This is a genomic window from Hymenobacter elongatus (genome assembly GCF_004745955.1).
Taxonomy (GTDB): Bacteria; Bacteroidota; Bacteroidia; order Cytophagales; family Hymenobacteraceae; genus Hymenobacter; species Hymenobacter elongatus.
Window position 1 is genome coordinate 1 of the sequence record NZ_SRLD01000066.1, and the last position, 11,648, is coordinate 11,648.

Annotated in this window: 10 protein-coding genes and 1 pseudogene; 7 read left to right on the forward strand and 4 right to left on the reverse strand. The window is 59.5% G+C overall.

Features of this window, described 5'->3' with window-relative positions; genetic code table 11:
• Both E5J99_RS20100 and accC read right to left on the reverse strand, forming a co-directional pair.
• Nucleotides 1–168: transposase (locus E5J99_RS20100; RefSeq protein ID WP_135499604.1), on the reverse strand; the 168-nt coding region annotated here is incomplete at its 3' end.
• A 254-nt stretch (nucleotides 169–422) separates the two neighbouring features.
• On the reverse strand, nucleotides 423–1,928 hold the full coding sequence (gene accC / locus E5J99_RS20105) for an acetyl-CoA carboxylase biotin carboxylase subunit (RefSeq protein WP_135499605.1): 1,506 nt from the start codon (nucleotides 1,926–1,928) through the stop codon (nucleotides 423–425).
• A 429-nt stretch (nucleotides 1,929–2,357) separates the two neighbouring features.
• Between accC and E5J99_RS20110 the strand changes: the two genes are divergently transcribed.
• Nucleotides 2,358–3,602, forward strand: a complete 1,245-nt coding sequence (locus tag E5J99_RS20110) for an aminotransferase class I/II-fold pyridoxal phosphate-dependent enzyme (protein ID WP_135499606.1) — start codon at nucleotides 2,358–2,360, stop codon at nucleotides 3,600–3,602.
• Nucleotides 3,603–3,848: 246 nt separating this feature from the next.
• Nucleotides 3,849–4,019: pseudogene (locus E5J99_RS22180) on the forward strand (histone H1); the annotation flags it as partial.
• A 197-nt stretch (nucleotides 4,020–4,216) separates the two neighbouring features.
• On the opposite strand, the gene tyrS reads toward E5J99_RS22180, so the two are convergent.
• Entirely contained in the window at nucleotides 4,217–5,524 is a 1,308-nt protein-coding gene (tyrS, locus tag E5J99_RS20120; protein WP_135499608.1) for a tyrosine--tRNA ligase, read from the reverse strand.
• 179 nt (nucleotides 5,525–5,703) lie between these two features.
• Here tyrS and holA point away from each other — a divergent pair, with 179 nt between their 5' ends.
• From holA to E5J99_RS20145, 5 genes are all read left to right on the forward strand, one after another.
• Nucleotides 5,704–6,759: a DNA polymerase III subunit delta gene (gene holA / locus E5J99_RS20125; protein WP_135499609.1), complete on the forward strand. Its 1,056-nt coding sequence runs from the start codon at nucleotides 5,704–5,706 to the stop codon at nucleotides 6,757–6,759.
• Nucleotides 6,760–6,944: 185 nt separating this feature from the next.
• Nucleotides 6,945–8,675: a circadian clock protein KaiC gene (gene kaiC, locus E5J99_RS20130; protein WP_135499610.1), complete on the forward strand. Its 1,731-nt coding sequence runs from the start codon at nucleotides 6,945–6,947 to the stop codon at nucleotides 8,673–8,675.
• A gap of 14 nt (nucleotides 8,676–8,689) precedes the next feature.
• Nucleotides 8,690–9,022, forward strand: a complete 333-nt coding sequence (kaiB, locus tag E5J99_RS20135) for a circadian clock protein KaiB (RefSeq protein ID WP_135499611.1) — start codon at nucleotides 8,690–8,692, stop codon at nucleotides 9,020–9,022.
• Nucleotides 9,023–9,334 (forward strand): circadian clock KaiB family protein, encoded by a 312-nt coding sequence (locus E5J99_RS20140; protein WP_135499612.1) that lies wholly within the window; start codon nucleotides 9,023–9,025, stop codon nucleotides 9,332–9,334.
• A 10-nt stretch (nucleotides 9,335–9,344) separates the two neighbouring features.
• Complete coding sequence (locus E5J99_RS20145) at nucleotides 9,345–11,063, forward strand: sensor histidine kinase (RefSeq protein ID WP_135499613.1); 1,719 nt, start codon at nucleotides 9,345–9,347, stop codon at nucleotides 11,061–11,063.
• Between the two features lie 108 nt (nucleotides 11,064–11,171).
• On the opposite strand, the gene E5J99_RS20150 is transcribed toward E5J99_RS20145, so the two are convergent.
• Nucleotides 11,172–11,648, reverse strand: a 477-nt coding sequence (locus tag E5J99_RS20150; RefSeq protein ID WP_135499614.1) for a T9SS type A sorting domain-containing protein, incomplete at its 5' end; no start/stop codon positions are given.

Below are 11,648 nucleotides of genomic sequence, written 5' to 3' on the forward strand. Positions count from 1 at the left end.
TTGGCAGCCCGTGCGCAGCACAAAGAAAATGGCGTTCAGCGCGTCGCGGTCTGGCACCCGCGGCCGATGGCAGCCAAGGGGATGAGCCTTCGGGGTATGCACCGGCAGCAGCGGCCGCAGACGCTCCAACAAGGCATCGGAAATGATGAATTCTTGAGTCGTTGCCATACCCGAAAATAATGCCTATTTGGATAGGCTCTTAGCATTGCGGTAGAGATGCTTCGACAAGCTCAGCATGACAGCCGAATGTTAGCATCGGTTCCTAATTCAGGAACAAGTCTATAATCTTGAATTCTCTACTGTTTGATAATATGTTACAATTACTGGGAGGTGAAACAAAAATATAGCCTCCCCGCAAAACAGGCCGCTCAAATGCAAAGGACCTCGCCAGTCCTAGTGAAGTCCATTGCATTTCTAATTCCCTACCGCGCCCCCAACCGGTTCCGCTTCCAGTTAGAGCCGCTTGCCGTAGCCGCCGCATCCCCAGCCGCAGCCGGGGCTTTCTTTTCCGTCAGTAGCATGGCCGTGAGCACGGCGGCGAGCTTGGCGGTGGTTTCGTCGGGCTTGGCGTCGAGGTCGGCGGGGGTGAAATGGTCGCGGATGAAGTTCGTGTCGAAGTTGCCGCTCACGAAGGCCGGGTGCCGGAGCACGTAGCGGCCGAAGGGCAGCGTGGTCTGGATGCCCGTAATCTGGTACTCGTCGATGGCGCGCAGCATCCGCTCGATGGCCTCCGTGCGGTCTTTGCCGAAGGTGACGAGCTTGGCAATCATGGGGTCGTAGTAAATCGGGATATCCATGCCCTGCTCGAAGCCGTCGTCCACGCGCACGCCGGGTCCCTGGGGGCGCACGTAGGTCGTGAGCGTGCCGATGTCGGGCAGGAAGTTGTTCTGCGGGTCTTCGGCGTACACGCGCAGCTCCAGGGCGTGGCCCGTGATGGTGAGCTCGTCCTGGGTGAAGGCAAGGGGCAGGCCCTGGGCCACCCGGATCTGCTCTTTCACCAGGTCGAGGCCGGTGATTTGCTCGGTCACGGGGTGCTCCACCTGCAGGCGGGTGTTCATCTCCAGGAAGTAGAAGTTGTGGTTCTCATCGAGCAGGAACTCCACCGTGCCGGCCCCGGTATAGTTGCAGGCGCGGGCCACATCCACGGCGCAGCGGCCCATTTCGGCGCGCAGCTCGGGCGTGAGCACCGAAGAAGGCGCTTCCTCAATCACCTTCTGGTGGCGGCGCTGAATGCTGCACTCGCGCTCAAATAGATGCACGATGTTGCCGTGCTCGTCGCCCAATACCTGGATTTCGATGTGGCGCGGGCCGGTCACGAACTTCTCGATGAACACCGAGCCGTCGCCGAAGGCCGAAGTCGCCTCGTTGATGGCCAGCTGCATCTGCTCCTCAAACTCGTCGGCGTTGTTCACGATGCGCATGCCCTTGCCGCCGCCGCCGGCCGAGGCCTTAATCAGGATCGGGAAGCCGACTTCGGCGGCAATGCGCTTGGCTTCTTCCACGTCGGTGATGGCCTCGTCGGTGCCGGGCACCAGCGGGATGTTGTAGGCTTTCACGGCCTGCTTGGCCGAGAGCTTGTCGCCCATCAGGTTCATGGCCTCGGGCGAAGGCCCCACGAAAATCAGCCCGGCCTCGGTCACCATGCGGGCAAACTCCGCGTTTTCCGACAAAAAGCCGTAGCCGGGGTGAATGGCATCGACGCCGAGGCGGCGGCACACTTCCAGGATGGCGTCGCCGCGCAGGTAGCTCTCGCTCGACTGCGGGCCGCCCACGCACACGGCCTCATCGGCGTAGCGTACGTGCAGGGCCTGGCGGTCGGCTTCACTGTAGATGGCCACGGTCTGGAGGCCCATTTCCTTGGCCGAGCGCAGCACGCGCAGCGCAATTTCGCCGCGGTTGGCGACCAGTAGCTTCTTAATATGTTTCATGCGGTGGGATGGGAGGCGTAAGGGAGGGAACAAACCGGAACTGTCATGTCGAGCAAAGCGAGACATCTCGCGTGCTGATGTTGTTGGAAACCGAACGTCATGCTGAGCAAAGCTGAAGCATCTCTCCCGCTACAGCACTCAAAGTACTATGGCAGAAAAGCGGGAGAGATGCTTCGGCTTTGCGCAGTATGAGAATACTACGGCACGCGAGATGTCTCGCTTTGCTCAACATGACGTTCTTAAAAATCAATTCTTGCCCAAAGAAACGCCATTCTACCGGCTCCGTAAAACGGGCGGGGTAATTTTACCGGAGTTGGAAGCCTCGCGCGCAGGGGTTACTTTTGCAGATTGCCATAACTTTGTACATTATCGAATGGTTGAGTTCCCAGCTACTCATTCGTTTCCTTTTCACATTTAACCCATTCCCTCGTGGATCTTTTTGAAAAGATTGCCGCGAATCGCGGCCCACTGGGCAGCCATTCGCACTACGCCCACGGCTACTTCACTTTTCCCAAGCTGGAAGGCGAAATCAAGCCCCGTATGATTTTTCGCGGCAAAGAGGTGCTTACCTGGAGCTTAAATAACTACCTGGGCCTGGCCAACCACCCCGAGGTGCGCAAAGCCGATGCCGACGGTGCCGCCGAGTACGGGATGGCCCTGCCCATGGGTGCGCGCATGATGAGCGGCAACTCCAACCTGCACGAGCAGCTGGAGAGCGAGCTGGCCGACTTCGTACAGAAGCCCGACTGCATGCTGCTCAATTTTGGCTACCAAGGTGTGGTGTCTATCATCGACGCCATGGTGGGCCGTCACGACGTGATTGTGTACGACGGCGAGTCGCACGCCTGCATCATCGATGGCGTGCGGCTGCACGCGGGCAAGCGCTTCGTGTATACCCACAATGACATGGAGAGCCTCGAAAAGCAGCTCCAGCGCGCCACGCGCCTGACGGCTGAAAGCGGGGGCGGCATTCTGGTCATTACCGAAGGCGTATTTGGCATGTCGGGCAACCAGGGCAACCTCAAAGGGGTGCTCGCGCTGAAGGACAAGTACGAGTTCCGGCTGTTCGTCGATGATGCCCACGGATTCGGTACAATGGGCGCTACCGGGGCCGGAACGGGCGAAGAGCAGGGCGTTCAGGACGGTATCGACCTTTATTTTTCGACCTTCGCCAAGAGTATGGCCAGCATCGGGGCCTTCGTGGCCGGACCCGAAAGCGTAATTGAATATTTGCGCTACAACATGCGGAGCCAGATTTTCGCCAAATCCTTGCCTATGCCGCTCGTAGTGGGTGCCATCAAGCGCCTGGAGCTGCTGCGCACCCAGCCCGAACTGAAAGACAACCTGTGGACTATCGTACGGGCCTTACAGAGCGGTTTGCGCGAGAAAGGCTTCAATATCGGCACCACCCAGTCGCCGGTAACGCCGGTATTCCTGAACGGCCAAATCCCCGACGCTACCCAAATAACCTTCGATTTACGCGAGAATCACGGTATTTTCTGCTCTATCGTGGTGTATCCGGTGGTGCCGAAGGGCGTTATCATGCTGCGTCTGATACCAACGGCCTCCCACTCGCTGGAAGACGTCCGTCAGACCATCGTGGCTTTCGAAATCGTGGCAGAAAAGCTCGATAAGGGCCTATATTCAAAAGCAGAGGTGGTAACGGCCGAATAAGCCAGCTGGCAACAGGGCCCGCACGGCGGCATTTTCCTTCCGGAAAGTGCCGCCGTTTTTTTGTGCTATTCCGTGAACATTCAAATTAGTATATATTCTGGAAATGGGGTTTGCTTCGACCAAAATCGGGCTTTGTAAGCCGCAGTAGGGGTTTTATAAAAAAAGTGTGACACTTGCTTGTATTTGAAATCCCTGTATATTAGGGCCGTTCAAAAACATCAATCCACACCCATCAACCTTTTTCCCATGAGCAATTATAGCCAACTGAAAGACCTCGTGCTCTCCCTGGAATCGGACTTCGAGAAGTTCTATGACAAGCAGAACTCGGCCGCCGGTACCCGTGTGCGCAAGGGTATGCAGGAGCTGAAGAACTTGGCCCAGACCATCCGGACGGAGGTACAGAACGCCAAAAACACCGCCACCGGTGATGCTGGCACTGCTGCTAAAGCGGCTCCTGCCAAAAAAGCGGCTCCGGCTGCTGCCAAGAAGGCGGCTCCTGCCAAGAAGAAGTAGTGTACCGGTAACCGCGCGGCTCGCACGGCTACCAACACAAAAAAGGCCCCGCCAACTCGGCGGGGCCTTTTCTTTTGCAAGGGATGTAGGGAAACCGAGGTTTAGACCAGCTTAAGCAGGAAGTAGTTCTTCTTGCCCTTCTGGGCCACGAAGTACTTGTCGAGCAACAGGGGCGTATCGAGGGCCATTTGCTCGGGGGCTACTTTCTGGCGGTTCAGGCTCACGCCACCGGCCTGCATCATTTTGCGGGCTTCGCCTCTGGAAGGAAAAATGACTCCGTTGGTAGCCTCGCTCAAGAGCGCCACTACGCTGAGCTCGGCCAGCAGCGCGTGTGACACCTCGATATAGGGCACGCCGGCAAATACATCGAGTAGCGTAGCCTCGTCGAGGCTGCTCAGCTCGCCGCCCCCGAAAAGTACCTGCGACGCGGCCAGCGCGGCTTCGTAGGCTGCTTCGGAGTGCACCCGAATCGTGACGTCCTTGGCTACGGCCTTCTGCAGAATGCGGAGGTGAGGGGCTTGGCTATGCTCGGCTTCCAGGGCTTCGATTTCCGGCTGGCTCAGCAGGGTAAATACCCGAATCAGGCGCGGCACGTCGGCATCGGCCGAGTTGAGGAAGAACTGGTAGAACTGGTAGGGCGAGGTCATGGTGGGGTCGAGCCACACGTTGCCGCCTTCCGTCTTGCCAAACTTAGAGCCGTCGGCCTTGGTAATAAGGGGCGTAGTGAGGGCGTAGGCCTTGGCGTCGGAGTCGCCCAGGCGGCGAATCAGCTCGGTGCCGGTCGTGATGTTGCCCCACTGGTCGGAGCCGCCCATCTGCAGCGTGCAGTTCAGGGTGCGGAACAGGTGCAGAAAGTCGTAGCCCTGCAGCAGCTGGTAGCTGAACTCGGTGAACGACAGGCCATCGGCCCGCTGCTCGCCTTCGGCCTCCACGGAGCCCAGGCGGCGCTTCACCGAATCCTTGGCCATCATGTAGTTGACCGTAAGGTGTTTGCCTACTTCCCGCAGAAAATCCAGGAAGCCGAAGTTTTTGAACCAGTCGTAGTTGTTGACCACGACGGCGGCATTCGGACCGGGCGTGAAGTCGAGAAACTTCTCCAGCTGGGCCTTGATGCCTTCCTGGTTGCGGCGCAGCGTATCCTCATCCAGCAGATTCCGCTCGGCAGACTTGCCGGAAGGGTCGCCAATCATGCCCGTGGCCCCGCCTACCAGCGCTACGGGCCGGTGCCCGGCGCGCTGCAGGTGCACGAGCAGCATAATGGTAGCCAGGCTGCCGATGTGGAGCGATACGCCGGTGGGGTCGAAGCCGATGTAGCCCGAAACCGGCTGCTGGGCGGCAAGATGGTCGGCCGTACCGGGCATGGCATCGTGCAGCATGCCGCGCCAGCGGAGTTCTTCTAGTAAGTCCAAGGGGGAAGGAGAGAAGGAGTGAAGTCGGGCGTCAGCCATCGGGGGCAAGCGACGATTGGCGTCCGGGAAAGCTACAAAGGTAAAAGGGCGGTGGTACATTTGCCGTACGAATGGCAAGTGGCGTCAAAACGCGCGTTTTGCTCCGGCCGGCCAGTTCACCCTTTCACTCTTCACCGCCCGTGCCCAACTTCTCGGCCGACGAAATTCTGCAGCTGCTGCGCCAGCGGCAGTACGCGCCCATCTATTTCTTGCAGGGCGAGGAGCCCTACTACGTAGACCACATTGCCGATATTCTCGAAAAAAACGTGCTGCCCGAGCCGGATAAGGGCTTCAACCAGGTGGTGCTCTACGGCAAGGATACCGACGTGGCCAGTATTCTGGGCCAGGCGCGCCGCTTTCCGATGATGGCCGAGCGGTCGGTGGTGATTGTGAAGGAAGCGCAGAGCATTGCCGATCTGGAGGCAGAGAAGTCGTTTCCGTTCCTGGAAGCCTACCTCAAAAACCCGCTCACCAGCACCGTGCTCGTTTTTTGCTACAAGCACAAAACCCTGGACGCGCGCAAAAAGCTGGGCAAGCTGCTGGTGGAGAAAGCAGCGGTGATGACCAGCAAGAAAATATACGACAACCAGGTGGCGGGCTGGCTGACGGGCTACGTTCGTTCGCGGCAGCAGCAGATTTCGGGGCCGGCCACGGCCATGCTGGCCGAGTATATTGGCCCCGATCTGGGCCGCCTGACCAACGAGATTGATAAGCTGCTGCTGAACCTGCCGCCCGGCCAGCCCATCGACGAGGAGCTGGTGCAGCGGATGGTCGGCATCAGCAAAGACTACAATATTTTCGAGCTCCAGCGGGCGCTGGTGCAGCGCGATGTGCTCAAGGCCAACCGCATTCTGCAGTACTTCGAAGCTAACCCCAAGGCTAATCCGCTGATACCGAATCTGACGTTGCTTTTCGGCTTTTTTACCAAGCTACTCGTGCTGCACCAGCGCGGCACGCCTACCGATGCCGACTTTAAGAAGCTGGGCATCATGAACAGCTTTGCCCAGAAGGAATATGGCCAGGCGCTGCGGGTGTATGACTTTGGCCGTACCCGCGACATTATTCACCTGCTGCGCCGGGCCGACTTGCAGAGCAAAGGCGTGGAAAGCGGCTCGATGAGCGACGGGGAGATTCTGCGGGAGCTGGTATTTCTGATTCTGCACCCCGTGCCGCTGAGCGCCATAACGGGGGGCTAAAATCACGCTTGCCGGCGCTGGGTACACATTCTGGCGGCTATTGTCGGGATTTTTCTAACCTATTGCCCAGCTTTTCGCGTAAAGTGAGGCAAAAAAAACCATCCTGGCAAAGCACTGTAGGCTGCCCCAGGAAATGGAAATCCCCGCTTGAGCTACCTGCTACCTGCGCCCAACTAAACCGCTGCATGCACGACTACACCACGTTGCCTTCTACCGGCCTGCCCACGCTGCCCAAAGCGCCCTCCGGCATCGAAGGTCTGGATGAAATAACGGAGGGCGGCCTGCCATTGGGCCGTCCCACCTTGATTTGCGGCAGCGCAGGCTGCGGTAAAACCCTCATGGGTATCGAGTTTCTGGTGCGCGGCATTCTGGACCACGACGAGCCCGGTGTGCTGATGACCTTCGAGGAAAGTGCCGCCGAGCTGGCCGCCAACGTCGCCTCCCTGGGCTTCGATTTGCCCAAGCTGCAGGCCGACCAGAAGCTGCGCCTCGACCAGGTGCACGTCGACCGGGCGGAGATTGAGGAAACCGGGGAGTATGACCTGGAGGGCCTTTTCATCCGGCTCGGGCACGCCATCGATGCCATTGGGGCCAAGCGGGTGGTGCTCGATACCATTGAGGCGCTGTTTTCCGGGTTCCCGAACCAAGGGGTGCTGCGCTCCGAAATCGTGCGGCTGTTTCGCTGGCTCAAGGATAAGGGCGTCACGACCATCATTACCGCCGAGCGGGGCGAAGGTACCCTCACGCGCCAGGGCCTGGAGGAATACGTGTCGGACTGCGTGATACTGCTCGACAACCGCGTGATTGACCAGATTACGACCCGCCGGCTGCGCATTGTGAAGTACCGGGGCAGCACCCACGGCACCAACGAATATCCGTACCTGATTACGGAAGACGGTATTTCGGTGCTGCCGGTTACTTCGCTGCTGCTCAACCACGCCGTATCGAACCAGATTGTGTCGTCCGGCACTCCGGCCCTGGATGAAATGTTTGGCCGGCGCGGCTACTACCAGGGCAGCAGCGTGCTGATAACGGGCACGGCGGGCACGGCCAAAACCACGCTGGCGGCCACCTTTGCCCACGAAATATGCCGCCAGAATCAGCGCTGCCTGTTCGTGGCATTCGAAGAATCGCCCCAGCAGCTGGTGCGCAATATGCAGTCGGTGAGCATCGATTTGGCTCCCTACCTGGCCAACGGCCTGCTCCGCATCGAAGCTACCCGGCCCACGCTCAACGGGCTGGAGCGGCACCTGGTGACGCTGCACAAAATAATTAAAGACTTCAAGCCCGCCGCCGTTGTCATCGACCCCATCAGCAACCTGATTTCGGTGGGCAACCTGAGCGAGGTGAAAAGCATGCTGACGCGCCTGATCGACTTTCTGAAAGTCAACAATATCACCGCCCTGTTTACGGCCCTCGTCAGTGGTCGTAGTCTGCACCAGGAGCTGACGGAGGACGGGGTATCGTCGCTGGTCGATACCTGGATCAGCGTGCGCGACCTGGAAGGCATCGGGGAGCGGAACCGGGGCATCAGCATTCTGAAGTCGCGGGGTATGAGCCACTCCAACAAAGTCCGGGAGTTCCTGGTCACCGATCAGGGCGTGCAGCTGCTGGACGTGGTGGTAGGCCCGGGCGGCATCGTATCGGGGGCCGGACGCCTGGCCCAGCAGCAGCACGAGCAGGCGCAGCTGCTAACTGCTCAGCAGGAGCAACAGCGGAAAGACCGGGAGCTGGAGCGCCGCCGCCGGGTGCTGGAAGCCACGATTGGCAACCTGCGCACCGAATTTGAAACGGTGGAAGAGGAGCTGCGGCGCATTAATGACGAAGAGCTGACTCGTCAGCAAACCCTGGTCCGGGGGAAAGCCCAGTTCACGCAGCCACTGCCGCTGCAGTCAAAGCGGCAGTCTAATTCTTAACCAGTATGCTCAGTATGGAAAATACAGCCGATTCTACGCTTTATAACGCGGATGATGAGTCCTGGGAGCTGCGGCTGTATATCGCCGGCCAAACGCCCAAGTCGGTGACGGCCCTTGCCAACCTGAAAAAGTACTGCGAGCAATACCTGAAAGGTCGCTACGCGTTGGAAGTAATCGATTTGCTGAAAGACCCCCAGCTGGCCGAGGGCGACCAGATCCTGGCTATTCCGACGTTGGTGCGAAAGCTGCCCGAGCCCATCCGCAAAATTATCGGCGACTTGTCGAACGTGGAGCGGGTGCTGGTGGGGCTGGATATTCGGCCCATTGATGTTAAAAGCCCACGCTAGATGGACACAGAAGAATGGGTAGACCCGGTCGAAGCAAGTTACGTGCTGCACCTCTACATTACTGGGGCCACGCCAAACTCGACGCGGGCCGTGCGCAACATCAAGGAAATCTGTGAGCACTACCTGAAGGGCCGCTACGAGCTGCTCATCGTGGATGTGTATCAGCAAACTGGGTTGGCCCAAGAAGAGCAGCTCATCGGGGTTCCGACACTCATCAAGCGGAGTCCGGGCTTGGTGCGCCGCCTCGTGGGCGACCTTTCCGACCGGGAACGGGTGCTCAAAGCGCTGGGAATTATTGTGCCATCGGCCTAGGATAGCAGTAATGGGTGAGCTACAACAACTAACAGCAGACGAACTGAACCGCGAAAACCAGGAGCTGCGCTACCGCTTGGAGAAAGCCGAGGAGCTGATTGAAGCCGTGCGCACCGGGGCCGTCGACGCCCTGGCTATTCAGGGAGCCGATGGTCCGCGGATTTTCACGCTGGAAGGTGCCGACCAGAGCTACCGCACCCTGATTGAGCAGATGAGCGAAGGAGCGATGCTGCTGGGCCAGGATGGCACCATTCTGTACTGCAATGCCTGCCTGGCCGGCTGGCTCGACCGGGCGCTGGAAGAAGTTATTGGGGGCTCTTTTGAGCTTTTCATTCCCGCCGACTCTCTCCCGTACTGGCACACGCTGCTAAGCCGGGGCTGGCAGGGCAAAGCCAAGGGTGAGTTGCCGGTGCGGGCCCGCAACGGCTCGTTGCTGCCTCTGTCGCTGGCGATGAACGTACTGGCTTTTCAGGATATCCCGGTGTTGGCGGTTATTGCTACCGATTTGTCGGCCCGGCAGGAAATCAGGGCTATTCAGGCTCGGGTGGCAGCGCAGAACGAGGTCATTGCCAGCACCAACGAGGAACTTGGCCGCCAGCAGGCGGCACGCGTGGCAGTGGAGCAGGCGGCGGCCGAAACCAGCCGCACGCTGGAAGGCATTCCGCAGATTGCCTGGACGGCCGATGCCCAGGGCGTTACAACCTACCTCAATCACCGCTGGTTTGATTTTACCGGCCCCGATAATCATCATTCCCTGCCTGAGCAATGGCAGGAGTATATACATCCGGCCGATATAGCTGCCACCGACGCGCGCTGGCAGCATTGCCTGCGCACCAGGGAAGCATTTGAAGTCGAATACCGCTTCCGTAACCACGCGGGCCAGTACCGTTGGATGCTGGGCCGGGCGCTGCCCTCCCGCGACGAGCAGGGTCGTCTCCTCCAGTGGATCGGCACCTGCACCGATATTCATGAGCACAAGCTGGCGCTGGAGCGCGTGGACCAAGCCCAGCGGCAACTCCAGGAAAACAACGAGCAGCTCACGCGGGCCAACGTGGACCTCGACAACTTCATCTACACTGCCTCCCATGATTTGAAGGCTCCCATCAGCAACATTGAGGGGCTGATGCACAACCTGCTGCTGGAGCTGCCCGCCCCCCAGCAAGAGGGTGGAACGGTGGCTCAGATCATGGATATGATGCAGGACTCCGTGGACCGCTTCAAGCGCACCATCGAGCACCTGACGGAGGTGACCAAGCTCCAAAAGGAGCATAGCCACCTCGTGGCCGCCGTCGATCTGGAGCGCCTGATTACAGAGGTGCGCCTGGACCTGGGGCCGTTGATGGAGGCCACCGCCGCCGCGGTGGAGGTAGACGTGCGGGAATGCTCCACCATTTCCTTCGCCGAAAAAAACCTGCGCAGTATTATCTACAATCTGCTTAGTAATGCCCTAAAGTACCGCTCGCCAACACGGATGCCTCAAGTGCGCATCTGGTGCCGGCCCGAGGGCGACTATGCCGTACTGCGGGTGCGTGACAACGGGCTGGGCTTAAACCTGAGCCACGACGGACCGAAGCTATTCGCCATGTTTCAGCGCCTGCACGACCATGTCGAGGGCTCGGGTATTGGGCTCTATATGGTAAAGAAAATCGTGGAAAATGCCGGTGGCCGCATCGTGGTGGAAAGCCAGGTAGGCGTGGGCTCCACGTTCAGCGTGTATTTCCGGCGGTAAGCTGCCGTATAGTCAGCCGTAATTCCGAGCACCGCCGAGGAACCTCGCGTGCGATAGTGCTTTACCAGCACCCACAACCACCTTCGGCCTGACAGCCGCTCGGCTGGCTCAGCGCAGCAGCCTGTAGTGTACCTGCTGCTGGGGCTGGGCACCGACCAAGCGCAGGTGATACAGCCCGGTAGCCAAGGGCACGTGGGACAGATCCAGCTCGGCGCTCACACCGTCGGACGCCACCCGTATTGGTCCTTGCGCCACCAAGCGGCCCAGTGGCGATACCAGTGTGTAGGTGAGGGATGTACCAAGCTTGGCGGAAAATTCTATTGTGTACCGTCCAGTGGGCGAAGGATTGGGGTAAATAGCAGGCTGGATAGCGAAACTGCCTGTGGCCCCGCTAGCCGCAGTAGTTGTCGGAGTCCCGCCCGTGGCCTTCCAGACCTCGATGCCGGAGATATTGGCCACCCCGCCGGAGGTGGTCAGCTGCAGCTGGCCGGGGGCGGCCAGACTTGTCTCGAAGGGCCCGAGCTTTTTCCAGGTGCCGGCGGGGCCGGAGTTGTAGGTGCTCAGCACGGCTTGTCCGTTGAGGGC

What these genes read in the sequence shown, in the direction of transcription:
- kaiC (WP_135499610.1), top strand. Translation starts at nt 6,945, where the DNA reads ATGCACGACTACACCACGTTGCCTTCTACCGGCCTGCCCACGCTGCCC.
- E5J99_RS20145 (WP_135499613.1), top strand. Translation starts at nt 9,345, where the DNA reads ATGGGTGAGCTACAACAACTAACAGCAGACGAACTGAACCGCGAAAAC.
- accC (WP_135499605.1), bottom strand. Translation starts at nt 1,928, where the DNA reads ATGAAACATATTAAGAAGCTACTGGTCGCCAACCGCGGCGAAATTGCG.
- kaiB (WP_135499611.1), top strand. Translation starts at nt 8,690, where the DNA reads ATGGAAAATACAGCCGATTCTACGCTTTATAACGCGGATGATGAGTCC.
- E5J99_RS20140 (WP_135499612.1), top strand. Translation starts at nt 9,023, where the DNA reads ATGGACACAGAAGAATGGGTAGACCCGGTCGAAGCAAGTTACGTGCTG.